Below are 25,286 nucleotides of genomic sequence, written 5' to 3' on the forward strand. Positions count from 1 at the left end.
TAAAAAAACGCTGTCTGAAAACCAGACAGCGTTTTGATGTATAAAATTAAAGCTTATCGTTGCTACCAAATACGTTCATAATCTTGTGGTATACAACATCAGTGATTGCTTCACGAGCTGGACCTAGGTACTTTCTAGGGTCGAACTCGCCTGGCTTTTCGGTGAAAACTTTACGCACATTGCCAGTAACAGCAATACGTAGGTCTGTATCAACGTTGATCTTGCAAACGCCTAGGCGGTTTGCTTCACGAAGCATTTCATCTGGAACACCCTTCGTTCCTTTTAGGGAACCACCGTTGTCGTTGCAAAGTGCAACAGCTTCTGGATAAACAGAAGAAGCACCATGTAGAACTAGAGGGAAGCCAGGTAGTAGATCCATGATTTCTTTTAGACGATCGAAATCAAGTTGTGGTTCGCCTTCGAACTTGTTAGCACCGTGGCTTGTACCGATTGCAATTGCAAGAGAATCAACGCCAGTTCTTTCAACAAATTCTTTTGCTTGTTGTGGATCAGTGTAAGTTGCATCTTCTGCACTTACATTAACGTCATCTTCAACGCCAGCCAGCTGGCCAAGTTCAGCTTCAACAACAACGCCACGCTCATGAGCGTATTCAACAACTTTCTTTGTTACAGCGATGTTTTCTTCGAATGAGTGGTGAGATCCATCAATCATTACAGAAGTGAAGCCTAGATCGATTGCAGTTTTACATGCTTCGAAGTCAGCACCGTGGTCAAGGTGAAGCGCTAGGTCAACACCAGTGTCTTCAACCGCTGCTTCTACAAGCTTAAGTAGGTAAGCTGGACGCATGTACTTAAGAGCGCCTGAAGATACCTGTAGCATGACTGGCGACTTCGCCTTTGCTGCTGCATCTACAATACCCTGTACAATTTCCATGTTGTTGATGTTGAAAGCGCCGATTGCGTAACCGCCTTCGTATGCCTTTTTGAACATTTCTTTCGTTGTAACTAATGCCATCGTTACACCCTCCTAAGAATATTTTACACTTTCATGAATAATTACTCATTGTCATGAATATTTTATAAACGTATTATCTCTGTCGTTCTGGCTGTCTCTATGCTATGATAATCCATATAACATAAAGAATATATGTAAGTTACTGATCTTTGTCAAGCTAGGAAAACGATTGGCGAAAAAATAAGGCTGACTTTCATGAGAAATGACAAATATATTGATATAACTTGCAATAAATAACAACAAAAATAGGAAAAAGTGGTTATAGTCCCGCGGGATGCGGGACGTCCAACGACCCGCGAAAGCGTTGAAAATACACGAATATAAAGTATAATTATTAAAATTAAGGAGGACGTATGCGTTTAGATAAATACCTAGGTAATATGGGGTGTGGTTCAAGAAAAGAACTCAAAATAATGATCAAAAAAGGGCGAGCTACTGTGAATGGACAAGTGGAAAAAGACCCAGGCAAGCATGTCAGTCCAGACATGGATCAAGTGGAATTTATGGGTGAAACTATTGGATATAAACCACTGGTTTATATTATGCTTCACAAGCCTGATGGATATGTATCCGCCACGGAGGATTCGAGAGAACAAACTGTTTTAGAACTTATTAAAGGATATGACCACTACGAGCTTTTTCCAGTTGGAAGACTTGATAAGGATACAGAAGGCCTGCTTATACTATCAAACGACGGAAAAATGGCCCATAATATACTCTCTCCTAAAAAGCATGTGCCCAAAAAATACTATGCAGTCATTGATGGCCAGGTGACAGAGGCGGATGTGGAGGCCTTTAAAAAGGGTGTGACACTAGACGATGGTTACGAGACCATGCCTGCTTGGCTGACCATACTCAAAAGTGACTCCGAATCGGAAATTGAACTGACCATTATGGAGGGGAAGTTTCATCAGGTCAAGCGCATGTTTGAGTCGGTTGGAAAAAAAGTGACATACTTAAAACGTGTTCAAATGGGGGCCTTGAAGCTTGACGAAAGTCTTGGACTAGGAGACTACCGTGAACTTAGTGAAGCGGAAGTCTCAGCTCTTCAGCAAATAGATATTTAAAAAGCGTGTGCTTTATGATTTCATAAAGCACACGCTTAAATTTTGAAGTAGGATGGACGAGACTGCAAATATAGTCGCTTGATTAAAAGCTTTATTGTCCAGAAATCTTATAAATAATCTCATCAAGAGACATATCAGTTGATAAATCAAAAGTACCGCTTCGAAGTTTGGCTCCAAGACCGAGTTCTTCAACGCGTTTAATAAATGTTTGTGTATCAGGTACAAGCCCCTCTTCTTCAAGCAGGGTCCCAATAGAATAGCCTGATGATCCAGACTCAATCACAATGGTTTTTTCCTGACCGACTAGGTTGACTTGTGTACCGCCTGGTTTGGCATCAGTAGATGTGGAGCCTGTGCCCTCCGTGTCCCCACCTGTTGCAGGATCGGCGCCTTCTGTTTGACCAGCTTCACTGCCTGTCTCTTCTGTAATGACAGAGTCGTCATCACCAGCTTCTTCAATATCTATAATGTTTGGATCCTGGCTGATCCCCTCTGCTATGTCTGTTTTTTCAGGGATCGTTATATCAAAGGCCAATGAATCTGAAATTTTCCATGAAACGACAAAGAATATGAGAGCGACGATGATCAGGGATAAAACAATATCACTCACATCGTATAATATATCTTTAATTTTTTCGAGCATATTAAGATCTCCTGTCCGTTTTTACACCAGTCTTTAATGTGGATCTGGTTTCTTCCAATAGCATACCACATTAATGGGTTAATTCCAATGGCTCAGTAGGTTTCAAAATAGTTAAAACCGTGATACAATCTACATAATGAAAATATCCGCCAGGATAAGCAGGGGGCTGTGATGGAAGCATTTTTTGAGTTGAAAAGACAACATGTCAAATACATACTGGATTACATAGAGAGGCATGATTTTGCAACTCATGGGTTTTACTATGGATTAAAAAAAGTGAATGGGGACTGGACCCTTCGCAATGGTAGCACATTTTATGGGTATATTCGGGATAAGATCATGATCGGAATGGTGTCATTTTCCTCAACTAGGGTTATGACGTGTCATTTTGAAGATGATAGCATATACAATAAACTGGATTTTCTTAAAGTTATTCGTCAATATAAGCCAGGCATTATAAAGGCAAGTCCTGAGGATTTGAAACGGATTCAAGGGGTTTTAACCCGTGTCGCCATATGTGATGACATTGACTTATGCAGTGTTATGCATGTGAACAAAGACACCTTTAAACCATCGGATCAAAGCCACGGTATGGTGGTGGACGCAGCCCTTATTCCCATTCGAGATGCTGTGCCCTTTTTGCTGAGTGTGGAAAAAGCCTTTGGAAGAAATCCTTTAACGGTCAATCAGCTAAAGGACAAAGTTGGTGCCATAGAGAATTATATATATTACATAGAAGATAGCCAAATCAAAGGACAGGCCGTCATTGAGTTTGAAACAAGGACATTTGCCCAGCTCGGCGGGGTGTTCACAAGGCCATCGGTCCGGGGCAAGGGCGTTGGGAAAAGGCTCACATCGGTCTTAACCCATCGTATGTTAGGAAAGAATCTACATGTGAACTTACTTGTTATGAAGGACAATATAGCAGCCATAAAAGTCTATGAGGCACTGGGATACAAGCCTGTTTATCAAATGGGACTTATGGCAATACGCGAGATATAAATATATGAATGATGTATACGGAGTGAGATAAATGAAAACAGTTCAAATAGGAAAAAATGAAGCGGGACAAAGACTGGATAGGTTTTTGCTTAAGTACCTCAATAATTCCAGCCGGACCAATGTCTACAAGCTGATTCGGAAAAAGGTCTTCAAGGTCAATGGCGTCCGTGTAAAAGAAGACTATTTCTTAGAGCATGGTGACAAGCTTGATATTTATTTAAGTGATGAGTCCTATGAAAAGCTAGTAAAAGCAGAAGTTCAAGTTGAAGCAAGTGATGTGGGCCTGAATATTGTTTATGAAGACGATGATATTCTTATTGTTGACAAGCCGAGCGGCGTTCTGACCCACCCGGATAAAAATGAGTTTAAAAACACCTTGTCATCAAAAGTTCAAGTGTATTTGAAGCACATGAGCTCAAGAACCTTTAAGCCAGCCTCCATTCAAAGGCTTGACAAAAACACGAGTGGGCTCGTGATCTTTGGAAAGAATTATCAGTCGTTGAAAGAATACAATGAACTTATGAGAAACAGGAAAATCAAGAAATTCTACCAGTGTGTTGTAGAGGGTGTTGTGAAAGAGGCTGGAACGGTTAAGGGATGGCTTGTCAAAGACGAAGCCAAGAACAAGGTGAGGCTTTCGCAAAATCAAAAAGATGACAAGGCCAAGTTTTGTCATACAGACTATAGGCCTCTAAAAGTGATAGGCAATTACACACTTTTAGAAGTGGAACTCCACACTGGAAGATCCCATCAAATCAGAGAGTCTATGCGCTATATTGGCCATCCTATAGTGGGAGACAAAAAATACGGTGCATCCAAGGAGAAAAATGTCAATTCTCAACTCTTACATGGGTATAAATTGATTATCAACAATAATGCGTACACAAGCGAATCAGAAGAAATCAGGAATTTTCTTGATTCTATAAAATAAGACAGCTGGAGGAGTTCGCCTATGATCAGGTCCTACAATGTAATAATTAAGCTAATAGACCGCTATGATTATGGTGGTGCGCTGGAATTACTATCTGAAATCGGACTTGAAAACTCTGATGCAGCAGTGCTCATGGATTCATGTAGATATGCTGTTAACTTTGATTTTAAAACAGCCAGACACCTTTTATATAATTTGACTGAGGAATATGAGAATTCAAAGGATATCAGTGAGTTAAAGGACAATCTTCAAGAACTCATTGATGGGGACCCGGATGCCATGTTTTCTGAACTCCTTGAGAACACCAAATTTCAAATTGTAAACGAGGAGTACATTGATTTTTTAAGCCGAGTCTATAGGTTTAAAGAAGCCATATTCAAGTATATGTTTGTGGAACAGCATCTTAATAGATCCAGATTTACATTTATGCAACCTATGATGCAAAAAAGACAGATACTCAAGACACTTCGCAAAAAGTATAAAATTTTCAACTCCAATCTGATTTTCGGCATAACCACCTACTTTAACCGCTATCACAAGGATGACTACACCTGCCAAGAAGTTGTTCATATAATGAATGCGGAAAAAATGATGAATCTCATTGAACTGAGAAATGATTCTATAGTGGGCCATGGATTTTCCAGTGTCAGCATTGAAGACATTTATAAATATTATGGAAATCCGTATAACGTGCTTGATGATTTTAGGCTTTGTGTAGAAAAGCTTGAAATAAAGATTAATAGATATAAGTATTCGAAAATCAACGATATGATTAGAGAACAGCTTGATGAACTCAACCGGTCATATATTCCAAATTACACGGGAAAAGCGTATCTGTTTGAATAGGGATGATGTCAGATGTTAAAGGAAATCTTAGAATGGAGTAAGGCCATAATTATTGCCCTGGTTGTTGGGCTTGTTATGACTGTTATTGTGAGGCCGATACTTGTTAAAGGACATTCTATGGAACCGACCTTGGGAGACAATAACTATCTGCTTATTGAGCAGGTATCCTACCAGGTGGGACATCCTCATAGCGGAGACATTATTGTGTTTAAGTCTGACTTATTCAGCAACGACGGCACTCAAAGAGATCTGATTAAAAGAGTTATTGGCGGGTCTGGAGACCATATAGAAATTCATGATGGACAAGTTTTTCTCAATGAGAAAAGATTGAATGAAAATTACCTGAAAGAAAGATGGACAGGCGGAACCATTGATGTCTTTGTCCCGCCAGACTGTGTATTTGTTATGGGGGATAACAGGGGCAATAGCATGGACAGCAGAAGCAACGAGGTCGGGCTTGTTCACGAAGAACAGATCCGAGGAAGGGTTTTAATAAGACTTTTTCCAGTTAGCAGATTTGGCGCAATAGACTAGTTAAAACGCTTGAAAAACTTCAGATTAGACCGCTGCAAGACCCTGGTTTGTACTTTTCAAGTTGCTTAGTGAAATAGGGGGAATAGACATGACTGAACGCACAATTAACGTAAAACTTAAAGATGGCCATGAAATTAAGGTGCCCTACGAAATGCGTCTTGAAGATTTAGCAAAGCGCTATGGTGGTGAGAATGAACCACTTATTGTGGCTGCACGGGTCAATAATAAACTAAGAGAACTCACTTACCACATGCAAGAAGATGCCGAAGTGAGTTTTGTGAGTATAACAAGTCTCGATGGAATACGAATTTATCAAAGATCCCTGTCTTTTGTTTTTATTAGGGCGGCTATGGAACTGTATAAGAACACCCATGTTCGGGTTGAGCACTCCCTAAGCGGCGGACTCTTTTGTGAGTTTGATTCTGAAGAAAAAATGACCATAGAGGACATAGCAAAAATAAAGAAACGCATGGAAGAAATCGTGAAGGCCGATGAACCTTTCTATAAAGAGGCGGTTCCAAAGGCTGAAGCCAAGGCTATATTTGAAAAGTTCAATATGGAGTCCAAGATTCATTTACTCACCTACAGGGAACATGACACCATCAACCTGTACACGTGTGGCTGGCTTCAAAACTACTTCTATGGTTACATGGTGCCAAGCACAGGATACTTGGAAGTCTTTGACTTAATGCCTTATGACGATGGGGTTATTTTACGCCATCCAAATAAATCCCACCCCTTTGACCTGCCTGAATTTGAAGAGCATCCTAAGCTTGCTCAGATTTTTAAGGAAGCTGAACGCTGGGGAGAAATTGTCGGCATAGATTATGTGGCTAAATTGAACGATCTGATCAAACACGGCAAGCACTTTGATGTGATAAAAATTGCTGAAGCCCTACATGAAAAGAAAGTGGCTCATATTGCAGATATGATTGCGGAAAGTGGCAAGCGTCTGGTTCTGATTGCAGGTCCATCCTCTTCAGGAAAAACGACCTTTGCCAACAGACTTATGATTCAGCTCCAGGTAAATGGTTTAAAGCCTGTGACAGTATCAACGGACGATTACTTTGTTAATAGAGACAAAACCCCACTTGATGAAGATGGCAACTACGACTTTGAGAGTGTTCAAGCGGTGGACACTGAGCAGTTTAACATAGACCTTGAAAGACTCCTAGCGGGGGAAGAGGTTCAGCTACCAACATTCAACTTCCAAATTGGAGAGCGGGAGTACACGGGACAGTCTATGCAGATTAGTGAAGACCAGCCTATTATTATTGAGGGCATACATGGTCTTAATGAAAAACTAACAGAGGCCATTCCTAAAAAGGACAAGTTTAAAATTTACATCAGTGCACTAACCCAACTCAACATTGATGACCACAATAGAATTCCTACCACAGACACCCGACTGTTAAGACGAATTGTACGTGACAACCGTTACAGGGGTCATAACGCGCAAAGAACCATCGACATGTGGCCTTCGGTAAGGCGGGGGGGAAGGAAGAAACATCTTCCCATTCCAAGAAGATGCGGATGTTATGTTTAATTCAGCCCTTGTGTACGAACTGGCTGTGCTTAAAAAGCATGCAGAACCCCTACTTGAAGCAATTGATGAAACGGAGCCGGAATATGTGGAAGCCAAGCGTCTTCTTAAGTTCTTAAGTTACTTCGAGTCAATAGAGAATGACAATCTTATTCCTTACTCGAGTATATTGAAAGAGTTTATAGGGGGCAGTGGTTTTAGACATGCAGAAATGGACGAATAGAAGGGGCTTGAAATGCCATACGAACTCATAATTTTTGATGCAGATGAAACGCTATTCGATTTTAAGAAGTCTCAGGCAGTTGCACTGGAAGAGAGTGTGAAAGCCCATAAAATTGAATACCCCTACGATAAATTGAAGCTTGTGTATGAAGAAATTAATCACAAAATATGGATTGAATTTGAAAAGGGACTTATAAAAGTGTCTGACTTGAAAGTTGACCGTTTTAGAAGACTCTTTAAAGCGCTCGATTTAAATTTAGATCCAGTGGTATTTGCAGGGACGTACATGGAAAAACTCAGTGAAGCCTCTTTTATATATGAGGGCGTGGTGGATTTACTAGAGCGCTTGAAAGATCGCTATAAACTAGCCATTATAACAAATGGCCTCTCTTTGGTGCAAAATAAGCGAATTGGACAGTCTGATATTCACCACTACTTCGAGGAAATTGTGATTTCTGAAGATGTCAACCTCGTCAAACCTGATCCAGAAATTTTTGATTATACACTTGAAAAAATGGGACACACATCAAAGGACAGTGTTCTAATGGTGGGGGATAATTTAAAGTCCGACATTTTAGGTGGTATCAAAGCAGGCATTGACACATGCTGGCTCAATCCAAGAAAAAAGAATCGCGACGCTGATATTGAGCCAACATTTGAACTTGAAAGTGTACTGGAGATTGAAGATATACTGTAGAGATTAAGACAAGCTATTTTAGACCAGAATTAAAAAGCTGAAAAATGACATGGAAAAATGAACCCTAGTGAACCCTATAGAGTAGACAAAGAAAAAAGTCTACCCTATAGGGTGTTTTTGATAAAAATTATAGATTTCAACTTTGACAAGATTTTTTATAAGAATGAGGGTGGGAAAATGTGTTTGAAATACTTATTCGAAATTGGAATGAAATCAATATAGGAATGCTGTCATTTGAATGGATGTGAGATTTGTACCAGTATCATGATATTTGTGGATATTTGAATATTATCAATTTAGATTGCTTTGCATCATGTGTTTTGGAAGGTGGATTGAGCAATTATTGTAAAATATTTGAGTTTATATAAAGGAAATCACCAACTTATGTCGAAATGAATACATTGTGTGAATCGAGTATTTTCAGGTTCTTTAGGCAGTATTGAGAGGTCAAAAATGAGTAAAATGGACCGAGACCAAATCGAAATGATTAGAAACTTCATTATGCCATTTGTCGTGGCGATTATATCGATGTTTGTTTTAATGACAGTTGTTTTATGGGAACCATCGATACGCGGCTTTCTGCATAGTATGAATTTAGAATCCGTTATCACACTTTTGGAGTTTGGGTGTATTGTGGCGTTGTTTCTAATGTTTAATACCACCTACTATGCATATTTGGGCAGCAAAAAACTACGGATGCTGGTATACGCCGTGGCTTTCTTAATTGCGGCCTGCTTAGAGCTTATGATGATTATATATCTAAAGGGAACACTCTCCACAATTTCTATGGACCAACTGCCACTTATGTTTCTATATATGGGTGTGGGACGATTTATCATGGCCCTTGGAATGTTTGTAGCGGTGTTGATTTCAAGAGACAGGCAGGTTGGGAAACATTACAGATACCTAACGCGCTTTGCGCCTATTATGATTTTTATTATTATCATAGCCCTAGAACAAAAAACAGAAGCCTACGTGCTGGGCGTCTTGTCGACAGTCAATCTCTCTGTGGCATCGATTATGTTTGAGTTTACAAGTATACTTCTGCTTGTGATTGTTCTTATGTACTATCTTAGAATTTATTTGCTTGAACAAAATAGAAATGTGATTATAGCTTTAACCAGTTTGGTTCTTATAAGTTTCTCCCATGCGGTCAGAATTTTGTACCCAACACCGGACCAATTATCCGTGGTGGTATTCAACACTTACCGGTTGTTTGGATATGCCATGTTCCTTCATGCCTTATTTAAACTCAATATTGGCGAACCGGGTGTCAAAAAAGAAACCACAGAAAAACAGATTAAGCTATATGCTGAAAATCTAGAGAAAATAATTGATAAAAGAACCAGTGAAATCAGAGAGGTGAATGCCCGGCTTATTAAAGAGCTGGAGTATGCCAAGAGTATCCAGCAGTCACTTCTTCCACTGAAAAGACTAAATTTCAAAAATACGACCTTTATGTCGGAGTATTTTCCTTGTGAAAGACTCTCGGGAGACTTTTACGATATATATCGTATTGATGAAGACAACATTGGCATGTATGTTCTTGATGTGTCAGGTCATGGTATTTCTGCAGCCTTAATGACCATGTTCTGCAATAACTTCATTAAGTCCACAGAAAGGCTCATCAAGCGTTATAGGGGTCTAAAACCCCATAGAAATTTAAAGCACTTCTATGAAGAATTTAATAAAATGAACTTCCCGGAAGAAATGCATATGGTCATATTCTTTGCATCTTATAACATAAGTACAAGGACCTTAACTTACTGTACTGGTGGTATGAACTGTTATCCTATCCTTGTTCGAAAGTCTGGCGAAGCGGAATTTTTGAATCAGAGTCAGGGCTTTCCGATCTGTCAAATGAGCGAGTTTTTCACTCCAGAGTATAAGAGTGCCAAGATTGACTTAATGCCAGGGGACAGAATTGCGTTTTACACAGATGGACTCATAGATAAGTTTAAAAATAAGGTTATGGATCAGGATGAATTTGTGGAAATTCTAATGGAGCACCGTCATGACTCACTTAAAAATTTAAATAACAGCATTGTTCGACTTATTGAGCCAAATGCAGAGCAGCTTGAAGATGATATAACCTATTTCATTATGGAAACATAGGGGAATAGACATTGATCCTGCCCTGCTATTCATATAAGAAAGACGGCATAGTTTGTAAAACCTAGGAATGGATCAAGTCCACTTCTTAGGTTTTATTTATTTGATTTGCAGGATGCGCCCTCTTTCGCTCACAGTAAAGTTGTTGCAGTAAAGCTGTTTAAGTAAAGAGTCTGAAAGATTTAGAATTCAAATTGCATAAAAGCATAATTGGGGGCTTAACTATAAAAAAATAAAATGAAGAAGGCGGAGCTCTTATCATAGGGACATGTCACGGGTATGTCCTGGTAGTGGGTAAGGAATACGTTTGCAAATTTGACGGTTAAGTTATAGAATCATATAATGGATCTAAACAATCATTTAGACACTTGCAACTTGCTTTATCGCTACCATCACTTTATTTTACCTAAGTCTTAGGACTTAATTGCCTTGTGGAGGTGCGCTTGCAAGTTATAGTCGAAATTTTGTAAACGGTTAGCATAATTCTTTGTATATAATGATACAATTGTGATGATCACTAAAAATATACAAAACGACATAAAACCAAGCCTAGATTGCACCCAGGTGCAAAATCAGAATGAATAGGTTAATGAAAGCATAAAAATAGAGTTAAATAAGGGGAAATTGGAGATATGAAAGAGGTACTGGTTGTCGATGATTTAAATATGCTGAAGGCGCTTTCTAACAGTTACCGCATCAGAATCATTGATGCATTTGAAGGCAAACCTGCTACAGCAAAGCAAATATCAATGAAGTTGGGCGAGCCCCATTCCAAGGTGAATTATCATATAAAATCACTCGCCAAGGTGGGGATTATTGATCTTGTTGAAGAGGTGCCTAAGTATGGCGTTATTGAAAAATACTATATGCCAGTGGCAAAAACATTTGTCTTAGATAGTAAAACTGTTCAGGGCGATGATACCGCGCAAGACTCACTGAGTAAGGCTGTTTCAGCTTTGTTCGAAAGAATATCTAAAGATTACTATCAATCGGTGCAAAATAAGAAGAACTTTCCAAAAGGGCAGGCTCCGCTGAAATTTGTCAACTATAATGGTGACTATTATTTGACTCAAGATGAAGTGAAAGAACTCAACGACAAAGTGAATACACTTATTTCGGATTATTTGGATGATAAGTCAGAAAAGCGGGAGAATACGGTACGCTACTCGGCGGCAAGTGTTTTTGTGCCGCTTGACGATGGCAAGTCAACAGATAAATAATAAATGTGAGAGCCGTCCATATGACGGCTCTTTTAATTTGTGAATGAGGCCAAAGCTTTTTAGTCTGTGATGGTAGAAACAGTCCAGAGAGATCAAGAAAATAAAAACAAAATGTAATGACTACAAAATTGAAGCAATATTCATTCTGTGGTATCCTTATGACTGACGTATGCGAAGTGGATGACTCGATGATCATATAGACTTTGGGAGGAAAACCATGTATATAGGTTGCCATATATCAATAGCGAAAGGCTTTCATAAAGCTGGTGAGGACACCGTGAAGCTTGGAGGAAACACATTTCAGTTTTTCACACGAAATCCAAGGGGGGGGAAGGCCAAAGCCCTTGACGATTCAGACATTGACAAGCTAAAAAGGCTTATGATGGAAAATGATTTTGGTCCCTTGCTGGCTCATGCTCCTTATACCATGAATATGGCATCCAGCAAAGCGGATGTTAGAGCCTTTGCAAAGCAGGCTTTTAAAGAAGACTTGGAAAGACTAGAGAAAATACCATGCAATTTGTATAATTTTCATCCAGGGTCACACACAAAAGATGGAATATCGGTGGGAATAAGACGCATTGTTGACATTTTAAATGAGGTCTTAACAGGTCAGGAATCGACTTTTATTCTTCTTGAAGGCATGTCAGGAAAAGGGACAGAGATTGGTTCAAAATTCGAAGACTTACGTGATATTATTGAAGGCGTCGAACATAAGAACTTGATGGGTGTTTGTTTAGACACCTGTCACTTATATTCTGCTGGTTATGACATTGTGAATGACCTGGAAGGCGTCCTTGAAGAGTTTGATCGTATAGTTGGTCTAGATAGGCTTAAAGCCATACACTTGAATGATTCAAAAATGCCTTTTGCATCAAATAAAGACAGACATGAAAGAATTGGTGAAGGCACGATTGGAGAAGAAGCACTGATAAAACTTGTGAATCATCCCAAGCTGAAACATCTGCCTTTTCTCTTGGAGACACCTAATGAGGCGACTGGGTATGCAGCGGAAATTGAGAGAATGAAAACAAGTCGGCAGGGCGTTTGAGAAAAACAGAGGAATTGTATTAAAATCTAAACAATTTGAAGGGGATTGCCCTTAGACATCGAATAATATAACAGAGAGTAAAAGTTTACATAAACAAGTTTGAGTTTTTTGTAAGCGGAAGATGGGATGGTTTAATATGGAGGGGAAACATTCGATGTTGAAATGGAAACATGTCACGGATGGCCCAGACCTAGAGCATGTACGTATGCTGTTCAAAGAGTATGCGGACTGGCTGGGCATAGATTTATGCTTTCAAGGGTTTGAAGAAGAACTAGAGTCATTGCCAGGAGCGTATGCGCCTCCACACGGGGCCCTGTTTCTAGTAATGGACGATGAAAAGCCGGTGGGATGTGTGGCTCTAAAAAAACTGGACTACAACATTGCGGAATTAAAAAGGCTATATGTGAGACCTGAGCAGAGGGATAAGGGACTGGGTAAAAACCTTTCTATGCAGGCCATTGATGTGGCTGAAGCCTTAGGCTATGACTTTATTCGCCTGGATACGTTCGGACGGATGGACAAGGCATTAGAACTTTATAAATATTTGGGATTTGAAGAGATTCAGCCTTATTATGACAACCCTCAGCCAGATGCAATTTTCTTACAAAAGCGACTGTAAGGGCTGTAAAAATTTACGAATTCAACTTTGTTTTTATGTGATATTTGACACTGATTCTATAAATCAGTGTCTTTTTGATGAGAGGCCATTGACATTTTGATTTTCAGAAAATAGAATTTTCGAGTAAATGATTTTAAATCAGAGGAGGCCGATCATGCAAAGTTATGTAGTGAATAGGGTGCTTAGCAACAATGTTCTCATGGTTGAAAGCGGTGACGAAAACCACATATTGATTGGCAAAGGCATTGGTTTTGGCAAGAAAAAAGGGTCTGTTATTGACAATCTGGATAAGGTAGAAGAACAGTTTATTTCCCTTAAAGGCCTGGATAAAAATGAACATGACAGGTTTATCAGTCAAATTGATCCAAACGTCATTGAGGTTGTAAATGATGTTTTGCTGCTATTTGAAAACACCTTTGAAATCAAACTTGATTCCGCAAACAGAGTGGGTTTAATTGACCACGTCAATTTTGCTGTCAAACGTATTCGAGAAGGTGTGGAAATTGTAAATCCATTCCTTTTTGAAACGGAAATTTTATACCCTGAGGAATATGAACTGGCAAAGAAGGCCATCAAGAGGATTGAAGAGGCTTTAGGGATTGAAATTCCCCAAGCGGAAATAGGCTTTTTAACCCTCCATTTCTATGGCGGCAGAAGCAATACCAGTAAAAACAAAGCTCTTGAGCACTCTAAAATGATGAACAGCATCATTGGCCATGTAGACAGTAAAATTGAAGGTGGCCTTGATAAAAACGCATTCTTTGGAAAACGATTTATTTTTCATCTTTTGGGCGTTATGCGCCGTGTCATGGATGAAAAGACCACAGAAAATTTGTTTATGGATCAGATAAAAAACAACTTAGCCCTTGAGTTTAAATTGGCTTATGATATTGCTAAAATCATGGAACAGACACTTAGAAAACCTGTTCCAGAGTCTGAAATGGGCTACATTGCAATGCATTTGCATAAACTATCAAACAAATAATGATGGATTTCCTTGCATAAAAAACGTTTGAAAACACAACAAGAAAAATCGTTGTCAAGAAAACGTTTTTGTGATATATTGCTTTACGTATCGTAATTCGTGTGCGCACAAACGACATTACATGGGAGCATTTCAACAAGAATTAATCAAAATATGAAGCAAACAAAACGAAATACTAGACACAAATTATTTTACGTGTAACTGATTCGATCAGGCATGAGTAAGAGATTTGTATGAAACAGGCAACCCCTGTTTTGTTCATCTTTTGCTCGTGCCTTTTTATTTTTTTGAAAAGGAGCGAGAGACGTGTTTAAGAAATTATTTGGGGTACTACAGCAAGTCGGAAAAGCACTAATGCTTCCAGTTGCCATTTTACCGGCAGCAGGCCTACTCTTGGCTTTTGGAAACGCATTCCAAAACCCAGCTCTACTGGTTAAGATACCTGCTATGGGAGCAGACTGGTTCCAACTTATTGCGAGTGTTATGGAACAGTCTGGAGGGATTGTCTTTGGCAACCTGCCACTTCTATTTGCAGTTGGCGTAGCCGTTGGTCTAGCAGGTGGAGATGGCGTTGCTGGTCTTGCAGCTATTATTGGATTTTTAGTTATGAACACAACAATGGGTACGCTTCTGGGCATTACGCCAGAAATGGTCGCAAGTTCTAGTGCATATGCCAATGTTGTCGGCATACCAACCCTTCAAACCGGTGTATTTGGTGGTATTATTGTGGGTGTTTTAGCGGCATCAATGTATAACAAGTACTACAACATTGAACTCCCACCTTATCTGGGATTCTTCGCAGGCAAACGATTTGTACCAATTATTACAGCCCTATCGGCTCTTGGACTGGGTGTGGCAATGTGCTTTATATGGCCACCAATCCAGGAAGGCCTTAATGCGTTTTCACAAGGGATGATCGATAAGAACAAAACCCTATCAGCTTTTGTATTTGGTGTTGTAGAACGTTCTTTGATTCCATTTGGACTACACCATATCTTCTACTCGCCATTCTGGTTTGAATTTGGTGAGTATGTGAACAGTGCAGGTGAAATTGTACGTGGTGACCAAAGCATCTTCTTTGCACAAATTAAAGACAATGCCCAACTGACTGCAGGCACATTCATGACAGGTAAGTTCCCATTCATGATGTTCGGTCTGCCAGCAGCAGCCCTGGCAATGTACCATGAAGCCCGTCCAGAACATAAGAAGATGGTTGCGGGTATCATGGCGTCAGCAGCGCTGACCTCATTTTTAACAGGCATCACGGAACCTATTGAATTCACATTCCTTTTTGTTGCACCACTCTTGTTTGCTATTCATGCACTTTTTGCGGGTCTATCATTCATGGTTATGCATATCTTGAATGTCAAAATTGGTATGACCTTCTCAGGTGGTGTCATTGACTACCTTCTATTTGGTGTCATGCCTAATAGAACAGATTGGTGGCTGGTTATTCCAGTGGGTCTAGGTTTATCTGTAATTTACTATCTGGGTTTCCGTTTCGCTATTCGAAAATGGGACATTAAGACACCAGGACGTGAAGAAGTCAGCGAAACAGAAGCCGTTTCAAATGTGTCTGTTGGTGAACTTGCAACAGAAGTTCTAGCGGCTCTAGGTGGTAAATCAAATATCAAGACCCTAGACGCTTGTATTACAAGACTGCGTGTCATTGTTCACGATATTAAGAATGTTGACAAGGCAAAACTAAAAAAGCTAGGTGCATCAGGTGTGCTTGATGTCGGCAATAACATTCAGGCCATATTTGGACCAAAGTCTGATACCCTAAAGTCTGAAATGCAGAGTATCATGGCAGGCAATGCACCAACTAAAAAATCCATGACAAAAAAAGAGAAGACGGTTGCAAGAGGCACAGATGTTTTTCATGCACCAATTAAAGGAAAACTTCTTGAACTCAAGCATGTACCCGATAAGGTCTTTTCACAAAAAATGATGGGAGACGGATTTGCTATTGAACCAGCTAACGGAACCGTGGTGGCACCAGTGAATGGTAAAATAAACGTTCTATTCCCAACAAAGCATGCTATTGGCATCACTTCAGAAAATGGCAGAGAAGTTTTAATCCATTTTGGCATTGATTCTGTTAATCTTCAGGGAGAAGGCTTTGAAGCCCTTGTCAAAGAAGGCGATGATGTTCAAGCAGGGCAACCACTTCTAAAGGTCGATCTTGAAAGTGTTAAGGACAAAGTGCCGTCAATTATTACACCGGTAATCTTCACAAACCTTTCAGAAGGCGAAAAAGTTGTACTGTCTTCAAGCAAGACTGTTGAATCTGGCGATGCAGATGTGGTGAAAATTGCATAGAATCAGAGCAGGTTGTCTTGATAGAGCGATTTGCAAAATATCATACAAGAACTCTCACCAACCATATATAGATATTTAAAAGTCAAAATTTCATATATGGTATGACGAGAGCATAGATCTGTCATTTTGCAAGCGCCTAGATAGATAGAGTACTTTTAAAATAAATCAAACAAATCTGGACCATTCCAACATATTAAATCAGTATGGGATGGTCTGGATATTCTATTAGGCATGACCATGTCATGTGTGTATGAGTCGTAGAGTATTTGTGAGTTATTTGATGTATTAGGAGGAAGACAAATGGAAAAGTCAGTTAAGATTGTAAATGAGACCGGTGTACACGCACGTCCTGCAGCAGCTCTTGTCGAGCTAGCAACAAAATTTAAATCAGAAATTAATATAGAAACGAGCGGCAAGAAAGTGAATGCAAAATCCATTATGAATATTCTGGGCCTTGGTCTTCAAAAAGACACAGAAGTGACGTTTTCAGCAAATGGCGATGATGCCTCAGAAGCTGTAGAAGCACTTACAGCACTTGTTGCATCTGGCTTTAGTGAAGCCTAGGTGGTGTTTAAAATGATGAAAGGTACCAGTGCGTCTCCGGGTATTGCAATAGGAAAGGCCCTCCTTCTTAAGGATGAAATGCCGGTTGTTGAGAAAATAAGTATTGAAAGCCCTCAAATTGAAAAAGATAAATTCGCTACTGCTTTGACATCTGCCAAGGCGGAACTGGCTAAAATCAGAGATAAGGCAAAAGTAGAGATGGGAGCAGACAAAGCTGCCATATTTGAAGCTCATCTTATGCTGCTTGAAGACCCTGAAATGATCAGTGGAACAGAGTCTAAGATCGATCAGGATATGGTCAACGCAGAGTATGCTTTTAATGAAGTCATCAATCAGTTCATTGCAATTTTTGAATCAATGGACAATGACTACATGCGTGAGCGTGCAGCAGATTTAAGAGATGTGTCTACACGTGTTATAAAGAATGTGATGGGGATTAAGTCTGTGGATTTATCAGCCCTTGATGAAGAAGTTGTTCTAATTGCCCACGACTTAACACCATCAGAAACAGCCATGATGGATAAGGAAAAAGTGGTTGGTTTTATCACAAACATAGGTGGAAGAACATCTCATACAGCCATTATGGCTCGTTCGTTAGAAATTCCAGCGGTTGTGGGACTTGGAAATATCACAGAAGCAGCTATCGATGTTGATATGGTGGCCATAAATGGTGACTCCGGTGAGGTGATTTTATCTCCAGATGCTGCACAACTTGAGACATACATGAATTTGAAATCTGAATACGAAACAATGAAAAATGCCCTAAAAGAACTTACAGGACAAGATTCAGTGACCCTAGATGGTGTGGGTGTTGAACTGGCAGGAAACATAGGAACGCCAAAAGATGTTAAGGGCCTTATAAAAAATGATGCTGAGGGTGTGGGGCTTTACAGGACTGAGTTTATTTATATGGACCGAGACACTCTACCTACAGAAGAAGAACAATTTGAATCGTATAAAAAAGTATTAGAGTCTATGAACCAAAAGCCAGTTGTTATAAGAACTCTGGACGTTGGGGGCGATAAGAATCTATCTTACTTGAAAATAGATGAAGAGATGAATCCATTCCTTGGTTACAGGGCCATTCGTTTGTGCCTAGATGAGGTGGAAATCTTTAAAACACAGCTTAGAGCCCTTCTTAGAGCCAGTGTTTATGGTCAACTTAAAATCATGTTTCCTATGATTTCAAGTCTGGAAGAACTTAAGGCGGCAAAGGCTATTCTCGAGGCGGTCAAAGTTGATTTGACTGCAGAAGGACTTGCGTATTCTGATGACATTCAAGTCGGAATGATGATTGAGGTGCCATCGGCTGCAATTAATAGCGATATATTGGCCAAGCACGTTGACTTTTTCAGCATTGGTACCAATGACTTGATTCAGTACACATGTGCTGTTGACCGAATGAATGAAAAAATTCATAAACTTTACAATCCATTTAACCCAGCTGTTTTAAGACTCATAAAAATGGTTATTGAAAATGGTCATAAAGAAGGTATTTGGGTTGGTATGTGTGGTGAAATGGCTGGAGATGAGAGAATGATTCCGATTTTACTGGGTCTTGGTCTTGATGAGTTCAGCATGAGCCCAATTTCAATTCTTCCAGCTCGTAAACTGATTCGCTCATTAAGCGCTGAGGCAATGAAGCGCTATGCCGATGAAGTTTTAAGCCTTGATAGTGCTGAAGCTATCGAAGCCTTTATTGCAGAAAAAGCTATTAAGGCATAGATGTGAGTGATCGATTTTACAGGTCTTGTGGCCTAAAATGATAGAGAGAGGTCCTGTTTAAGTCTTAAAACTTGAACAGGACCTTTTGGGTTTTTAACAAATTTGAAATAAGCATGCAAAGAAGATGCTTTAAATAAGATAAAACAAGTGGGAAAGCATTTTAAAAAAACTGTATACATATATGTATGTACTTAATGGTTATCAATTACCGTTAGGTATTAATGAAACGTAGTTCGAGTGGTTCGAATACGGTTGAACTAAAACGATAAATATTGTGTGAATTGTTTGACAATTCAGACTACAGAAATAGCTATACAGATTGGTATTGCACGATTTAAACATATTATTGCACCTGTTAAGAAAATTTATTATTTTCCCTTTTCTTACGAGAAATTTTGTGATAAGCTGTCGGTGCTGATGAAAAATGCAGAAGATTGACATTTGGTAAAAATGTGTTTAGGGAAAAGCACAGTCCAAGTAAACGTTTTCACGCAAACTCAGCGGGGTTATTATCTATCACTATTAATCTATTTTGAGGAGTTTTAAGTTATGGGAAATTTATTAAGCAAGTGGAATGGCATGAGCTTGGTAAAGCGAATTATTATTGGTCTTCTTGTCGGTATTATGCTGGCAATGATGGTTCCAGAATACGCTAAACCAATTGGTATTTTTGGTATACTATTCGTAAGTGCACTTAAGTCAGTTGCACCTATTCTGGTATTCTTCCTAGTTATGTCTGCAATTTCACAGCATAAGTCGGGACAGAAAACAAATATGAAATCTATCGTAGCCTTATACCTTTTCGGTACATTTATGGCAGGTTTCTCAGCAGTACTTGTAAGTTTTGCGCTCCCTGTAGAGCTAACACTTGTTGAAGGTGTAAACAGCATCACACCTCCAGGTGGCGTAACAGAAGTTCTTCAGAACCTTCTAATGAACATTGTTGCTAACCCAGTGGTAGCACTGAGTGAAGCGAACTATATCGGTATTCTGACATGGGCAATTCTGCTTGGAATGGCTCTTAAGAATGCACCTGATTCTACTAAGACAATGATCGTTAATTTCTCAGATGCCCTTTCTCAAGTGGTTCGTTGGGTTATTAACCTTGCACCATTTGGTATCATGGGTCTTGTATTCAACACAATCGCAACAAATGGTATTGGCGAACTACTAAGCTATGGTCGTCTGCTTGTTGTACTTGTTGGTACAATGGCATTCATTGCACTTATCGTAAATCCATTGATTTCATTTGCAATGATCCGTCAAAACCCATACCCACTGGTATTTAAGTGTCTACGTGAAAGTGGTATCACTGCATTCTTCACACGTTCATCTGCAGCGAATATTCCTGTAAACATGAACCTATGTGCTGATCTTGGACTTGATAAAGACAACTATTCAGTTTCTATTCCTCTAGGTGCTACAGTAAACATGGCAGGTGCGGCGATTACAATCACTGTGCTAACACTGGCTGCTGTTAACACACTTGGTATTCAGGTAGACCTTGCAACTGCAGTTATCCTTTCTGTACTAGCGGCTGTATCAGCGTGTGGTGCATCTGGTGTTGCAGGTGGCTCACTGCTACTTATACCACTGGCTTGTTCCCTATTTGGTATTCCAAATGAAGTGGCAATGCAAGTTGTTGGTGTAGGCTTTGTTGTAGGCGTTATTCAGGATTCATGCGAAACGGCACTTAACTCTTCTACAGATGCCCTATTCACTGCAGTATCTGAAATGGCTGAGTGGAGAAAAGAAGGTCGTCCAATCGTGATTAAGACTAAGAAGACAACGGCTTAATATTAAAGCTTAAATTTTACGGAAGTGACTTGGTTCTGATTCTATGAGCTTTACATTAAATCCGTAATCGTTTTAAATAGTGCCAAGTTGAAATGGTACAAAAGCATGAATACGTAAAAAGGTCTTTATTAAGACTTAAATATTAATAGAGCAAGTTCTACAATTTTATGGAATGAATTGGTGGAATATATGAAAGTGGGGATGTTGAAAAACATCCCCACTTTTTTTGTTGTGAAAGAGCCTTCATTTGAAGAACAGCCTCTGTTACTATGCACCCCTAGGAAAAATATGATAAAATGCGTTAAGAATTATTAAAAAAAGAGACGTGAAGGCAGACAAGTGTTAATTGTATGCAATAATATTTGTATAACTATATTGAAACACGCGCGCCTCATTAAGGATGGTTCTATGAGACTCTATTCTAAACTTTGGATAATGATCACGATTTTACTTATTACAACGGTTTTAGTCAGTGGCAGTTTGGTTGGACGCTATGAGTTTAATTTGGCAGAACAGTCAATGAAGAGGAACTTAATGAATGTGGCCAACACAGTTGCACAAAATAAGACAGTTCAAAAGGGACTAGAAAACAAAGAGGCAAAGAGTATACAAGCCTATGTGGACGACCTTTTAAGAGTCCTTGATGATGTGGAAATTATAACTGTGGCAGATATGAATTCCATACGGTATGGTCATCCCAATATAGAACGTTTGGGAGAAAAGTTTGTCGGTGGAGACCAGGACCGGGTTGTTGGGCAAGGTGAAAGCTATTTATCTATTGCAACGGGAACTATGGGACGTTCAGTGCGTGCCTTTGTCCCTATTTACTCTAACGGTAAGCAAGTGGGGTTTGTTATGACAGCTCATATGTATAACTCTGTAATGGCCAAGCAAAGACAGATGGAGAAAAACTTTTCCATATACTTCTTTTGGGGTATACTCATTGGGAGTTTTGGAGCCTATTTTATTTCCCGGGACATAAAAAAGAGCCTGTTAAACTTAGAACCCAATGAGATTGTGAGACTTCTTCGCAATCAAGATGCTATTTTAGAATCGGCCAGAGAAGGTATATTAGCCATAGACTCAGATGAGCGAATAACGCTGATTAACCAGTCAGCCATAGAAATATTAAAGTGCCAGGAGAGTGAAATTATAGGCCGGCCTATACTTGATGTCTTTCCAACAACTGGGCTTATACGGGTCTTAAAAAGTGGAGAAGAAGAAATTGGACGTGAAAAGATTATAGGAGAAACCCATATTTTGGCCAATCGAATTCCCATTTATGAAAATGGAGAAATTATTGGGGCCATGGCCACCATTTTGGACAGGACTGCCTTTGTTAAAAAAGCAGAAGAGGTGACAGGGGTCAGGATTATTATAGACGCCCTGCGGGCCAACTCTCATGAATTTCGAAACAAGCTCCATGTACTTCTTGGGCTCCTCCAACTGGAAAAGTTTGAAAAAGCTAAAGAGTTTATACGTAATGTAAAATCAGAAAACGAAAACCTTCACAGGATGGTGTCCTCAAAAATAAAGAATCCTACAATAAGTGCCCTTCTTCTAGGCAAGTACAACCGGGCCCAGGAAGAGGGAATTCTCCTTTATCTTACGGAAGACAGCGACCTAGAAGCCATGGTTTGGTGTTCGGATGATGATATCATCGTAGTCCTTGGCAATCTGATTGAAAATGCCATTGAAGCCATCTCCAAAGCTCGACAAAAAGATGGAGAGATTCAAATCTATATCAAAGGTGATCAAGACGAACTGGTTTGTCAGATCATTGATAACGGACCGGGCATACCGGAAAATGAAATAAATAAAGTGGTTAAGAGAGGCTATTCGACGAAAAAGGGGTCTTCAGGTATTGGTCTGGATCTGGTGAAAAATGTTTTAAAGCGTTATGATGGCTGCTTGACATTAAAAAGCAAAGATAAAGAAGGCACAGAAGCCATTGCCGTTTTTAAGAGGGGGTAAAGGACATGTGGAAGGTAATCGTAATTGAGGATGATCCAATGCTGGCAGATATCCATAAAAAATATGTGGACAGTCAGGAAGCCTTTAAGTGTGTGGCAGTGATCCACGATGCTGAGAACGCACTGGATATTATAAAGAAACAAAAACCAGACCTTATACTGCTAGATGTCTACCTGCCTCACCAAAGTGGCATTGAGTTTTTAATAAAGCTAAGGGAAGAAAAAGAGAGTGTGGATGTGATTTTAATCACCGCGGCCAGAAACGCAGAACAAGTTGAAACTGCCTTTCGCTACGGTGCCATTGACTACTTGGTGAAACCCTTTGAGTTTTCACGACTGGACCAGGCATTTGAAACATATAAAAGCAGACGGGCCGCGACAGATGGCGGTGGTGTTATAAGTCAGGAAGAACTAGACCGAGCTTTTGGAAACACCTATCTCGACAAAGATGACGTATTGCCAAAGGGGCTCAACGAAAGAACCCTTGAACGTGTTAAAAAGGTTATAGAGGAGCTTGAAGAAGCTGTAAGTATTGATGACATTGCAGTTGACGCGGATATTTCAAAAGTGACTCTAAGACGCTACCTAGACTATCTTGAAAAGACCAATCTTATAGAGATTGAAATGGCCTACGGATCAAGGGGAAGGCCATCGTATAGGTACAAGAAGAAGATTTTCAAGCATATTTGAGACCAAATCAACCTGATTGCATAATAGGGTTAAGAAGTGGGCTGACACATAAATCTTTGACAGGAAAGCAAATTGAATAAAGGATATTTTAAAGGAATTGGTAAAAAATTATCAATTTCTTTTTTTTGCGCTTTAATTTCATATAAATTTAGAAAAGTATACGGCAAAGGTTTTCACATGTATGATTGACTTAAGAAAGTCCTGCAGGCCTTTGAACATTGGAATGATTATTGATTCATTTTATTGAAGGGGGAGTACTTGTGAGCACAAATGTGGCACTTGAAAAAGAACAAAGTACAATAAAAAATGAAGGCAGAGCCTTTAAAATAATGGACATGAATATGGGAATTTTTGCAGTTTTGTCTTTAGTGACTCTGGCAGCTGTATACATGGAAGCCCTACCCAAAGGCATGGTCGGGGCCTTGCCACTCATGATGATTGTAGGCGCCGTTTTAAATGAACTGGGCAATAGAACGCCCCTTGTCAAAGACTATCTAGGCGGGGGTCCGATTGTTATTATTTTTGCATCGGCTGCACTGGTGACTTATGGCGTTTTACCAGAATACACAAAAGATATAATGGTGAGCTTTATGAAAGGTGAAAGCTTTCTTAGTTTTTATATAGCGGCCCTCATCACAGGGTCCATACTAGGTATGAACAGAGACCTGCTTATCAAGGCCTCAGTCAGATATTTGCCCATAATTTTAAGTGGTGTGGCTGTCGCCCTCCTTATGGTTGGCACGGCTGGTATGCTTCTTGGGTTTGGTTTTAAGGAAGCTGTTATGTATGTTGGGATTCCAATTATGGGAGGCGGTATGGGCGCAGGCGCTGTACCACTGTCGCAAATTTTTGGTGACGCCCTTTCCATGGATCCAGCCATGCTTATGTCAAAAATGGTACCTGCCCTTGCCCTGGGAAATGCAACAGCAATCGTTATTGGGGGCATGCTCAACCGTATAGGCAAAAAACAGAAGTTCCTATCTGGAGATGGACGTTTAATGAAAAAACAGTCAAATGTTGTGGTCGAAGACAGCACTGAATCTAAGATAGATCTTGCAAGACTTGGTCAAGGCATCCTTATTGCAACGACGTTCTTTGCTTTTGGAAAACTGCTGGGTAAAGTTATTCCGCTACACTCCTACGCCCTCATGATTCTATCTGTGGCCATAGTAAAAGTCTTGGGTCTCGTGCCAAAAGAGTATGAAATGGCGGCCCATCAGTGGTTTAGATTTGTTATGAAAAATTTCACACCGGCCCTACTCGTGGGTATTGGTGTGGCATATACAGACCTAAATGCAGTTATAAACTCATTTAATCTGGTCTATGTTGTACTGGTCTTTGTGACGGTTTCTGGCTCAGTGATTGGGTCCGGCTTAGCAGGCCACTTCCTGGGCTTCTATCCAATAGAGGCGTCTATCACAGGGGGACTTTGTATGGCCAACATGGGGGGAACAGGAGATGTGGCTGTGCTATCAGCCTCAGACAGAATGGAACTCATGCCATTTGCTCAGATTTCCTCTAGAATTGGTGGCGCATTTATGTTAATTCTTGCGACAAGTCTTTTAGGACTCTTCTTTTAAATAAGCCTCCAGGCATTAAAACATTTGCATAAGATAAACTCATGTTGCAGAAATCCCTATCAAGCCACACCCCATCCTGGCTGAGATGGGGATTTTTGCGTTCGCAGTTTGTTTTTGGTGTGTGTTGATATATTCCCGTAGGGTAATAATAAAATAGCATGACTTTTGATTGTGTCAAAGCAAAGTT

General features: G+C 39.8%; 22 protein-coding genes. 20 read left to right on the plus strand and 2 right to left on the minus strand.

Going from position 1 to position 25,286, the window contains the following annotated elements:
- Positions 1–46: 46 nt before the first annotated feature.
- On the minus strand, positions 47–976 hold the full coding sequence (fba, locus tag ACQ4KW_RS02365; protein WP_430884935.1) for a class II fructose-1,6-bisphosphate aldolase: 930 nt from the start codon (positions 974–976) through the stop codon (positions 47–49).
- A 353-nt stretch (positions 977–1,329) separates the two neighbouring features.
- Between fba and ACQ4KW_RS02370 the strand changes: the two genes are divergently transcribed.
- Entirely contained in the window at positions 1,330–2,043 is a 714-nt protein-coding gene (locus ACQ4KW_RS02370; protein WP_430884936.1) for a pseudouridine synthase, read from the plus strand.
- A 91-nt stretch (positions 2,044–2,134) separates the two neighbouring features.
- Here the strand turns inward: ACQ4KW_RS02370 and ACQ4KW_RS02375 are convergent, their stop codons facing one another.
- Positions 2,135–2,686: a hypothetical protein gene (locus tag ACQ4KW_RS02375; RefSeq protein ID WP_430884937.1), complete on the minus strand. Its 552-nt coding sequence runs from the start codon at positions 2,684–2,686 to the stop codon at positions 2,135–2,137.
- A gap of 171 nt (positions 2,687–2,857) precedes the next feature.
- Between ACQ4KW_RS02375 and ACQ4KW_RS02380 the strand changes: the two genes are divergently transcribed.
- The 19 genes from ACQ4KW_RS02380 to ACQ4KW_RS02470 all read left to right on the plus strand — a co-directional run bounded on the left by ACQ4KW_RS02380 (position 2,858) and on the right by ACQ4KW_RS02470 (position 25,099).
- Positions 2,858–3,688: a GNAT family N-acetyltransferase gene (locus ACQ4KW_RS02380; RefSeq protein WP_430884938.1), complete on the plus strand. Its 831-nt coding sequence runs from the start codon at positions 2,858–2,860 to the stop codon at positions 3,686–3,688.
- 31 nt (positions 3,689–3,719) lie between these two features.
- Entirely contained in the window at positions 3,720–4,619 is a 900-nt protein-coding gene (locus tag ACQ4KW_RS02385) for an RluA family pseudouridine synthase (RefSeq protein ID WP_430884939.1), read from the plus strand.
- A 21-nt stretch (positions 4,620–4,640) separates the two neighbouring features.
- On the plus strand, positions 4,641–5,465 hold the full coding sequence (locus tag ACQ4KW_RS02390; RefSeq protein WP_430884940.1) for a hypothetical protein: 825 nt from the start codon (positions 4,641–4,643) through the stop codon (positions 5,463–5,465).
- A 12-nt stretch (positions 5,466–5,477) separates the two neighbouring features.
- Positions 5,478–5,999, plus strand: a complete 522-nt coding sequence (gene lepB / locus ACQ4KW_RS02395; protein ID WP_430884941.1) for a signal peptidase I — start codon at positions 5,478–5,480, stop codon at positions 5,997–5,999.
- Positions 6,000–6,087: 88 nt separating this feature from the next.
- Complete coding sequence (locus ACQ4KW_RS02400; protein ID WP_430884942.1) at positions 6,088–7,545, plus strand: nucleoside kinase; 1,458 nt, start codon at positions 6,088–6,090, stop codon at positions 7,543–7,545.
- A complete protein-coding gene (locus ACQ4KW_RS02405) occupies positions 7,538–7,765 on the plus strand; it encodes a hypothetical protein (RefSeq protein WP_430884943.1) in 228 nt (75 codons plus the stop codon). The genes ACQ4KW_RS02400 and ACQ4KW_RS02405 overlap by 8 nt, the downstream gene beginning before the upstream one ends.
- Before the next feature lie 12 nt (positions 7,766–7,777).
- A complete protein-coding gene (locus tag ACQ4KW_RS02410) occupies positions 7,778–8,461 on the plus strand; it encodes a YjjG family noncanonical pyrimidine nucleotidase (RefSeq protein ID WP_430884944.1) in 684 nt (227 codons plus the stop codon).
- A gap of 453 nt (positions 8,462–8,914) precedes the next feature.
- Positions 8,915–10,576, plus strand: coding sequence for a PP2C family protein-serine/threonine phosphatase (locus ACQ4KW_RS02415; protein ID WP_430884945.1), 1,662 nt, complete (start codon positions 8,915–8,917; stop codon positions 10,574–10,576).
- A 629-nt stretch (positions 10,577–11,205) separates the two neighbouring features.
- Entirely contained in the window at positions 11,206–11,793 is a 588-nt protein-coding gene (locus tag ACQ4KW_RS02420) for a helix-turn-helix domain-containing protein (RefSeq protein ID WP_430884946.1), read from the plus strand.
- A 217-nt stretch (positions 11,794–12,010) separates the two neighbouring features.
- Positions 12,011–12,844 carry a deoxyribonuclease IV gene (locus tag ACQ4KW_RS02425; RefSeq protein ID WP_430884947.1) on the plus strand — a complete coding sequence of 278 codons (834 nt, stop codon included), beginning with the start codon at positions 12,011–12,013 and terminating at the stop codon, positions 12,842–12,844.
- A gap of 154 nt (positions 12,845–12,998) precedes the next feature.
- Positions 12,999–13,463, plus strand: a complete 465-nt coding sequence (locus ACQ4KW_RS02430) for a GNAT family N-acetyltransferase (RefSeq protein WP_430884948.1) — start codon at positions 12,999–13,001, stop codon at positions 13,461–13,463.
- Between the two features lie 154 nt (positions 13,464–13,617).
- Positions 13,618–14,448, plus strand: a complete 831-nt coding sequence (locus tag ACQ4KW_RS02435) for a BglG family transcription antiterminator (RefSeq protein WP_430884949.1) — start codon at positions 13,618–13,620, stop codon at positions 14,446–14,448.
- 306 nt (positions 14,449–14,754) lie between these two features.
- Positions 14,755–16,770: a glucose-specific PTS transporter subunit IIBC gene (ptsG, locus tag ACQ4KW_RS02440; protein WP_430884950.1), complete on the plus strand. Its 2,016-nt coding sequence runs from the start codon at positions 14,755–14,757 to the stop codon at positions 16,768–16,770.
- A gap of 300 nt (positions 16,771–17,070) precedes the next feature.
- Entirely contained in the window at positions 17,071–17,334 is a 264-nt protein-coding gene (locus ACQ4KW_RS02445) for an HPr family phosphocarrier protein (RefSeq protein WP_430884951.1), read from the plus strand.
- A gap of 12 nt (positions 17,335–17,346) precedes the next feature.
- Positions 17,347–19,059, plus strand: a complete 1,713-nt coding sequence (ptsP, locus tag ACQ4KW_RS02450) for a phosphoenolpyruvate--protein phosphotransferase (protein WP_430884952.1) — start codon at positions 17,347–17,349, stop codon at positions 19,057–19,059.
- A 549-nt stretch (positions 19,060–19,608) separates the two neighbouring features.
- On the plus strand, positions 19,609–20,856 hold the full coding sequence (gene sstT / locus ACQ4KW_RS02455; protein ID WP_430884953.1) for a serine/threonine transporter SstT: 1,248 nt from the start codon (positions 19,609–19,611) through the stop codon (positions 20,854–20,856).
- A gap of 435 nt (positions 20,857–21,291) precedes the next feature.
- Positions 21,292–22,830, plus strand: coding sequence for an ATP-binding protein (locus tag ACQ4KW_RS02460; protein ID WP_430884954.1), 1,539 nt, complete (start codon positions 21,292–21,294; stop codon positions 22,828–22,830).
- A gap of 5 nt (positions 22,831–22,835) precedes the next feature.
- Positions 22,836–23,519: a response regulator gene (locus ACQ4KW_RS02465; protein ID WP_430884955.1), complete on the plus strand. Its 684-nt coding sequence runs from the start codon at positions 22,836–22,838 to the stop codon at positions 23,517–23,519.
- 260 nt (positions 23,520–23,779) lie between these two features.
- Positions 23,780–25,099 (plus strand): 2-hydroxycarboxylate transporter family protein, encoded by a 1,320-nt coding sequence (locus ACQ4KW_RS02470; RefSeq protein WP_430884956.1) that lies wholly within the window; start codon positions 23,780–23,782, stop codon positions 25,097–25,099.
- Positions 25,100–25,286: the final 187 nt, after the last annotated feature.

This window comes from Tianxiuia mixotrophica (assembly GCF_050596425.1).
GTDB lineage: Bacteria > Bacillota > Clostridia > Peptostreptococcales > Acidaminobacteraceae.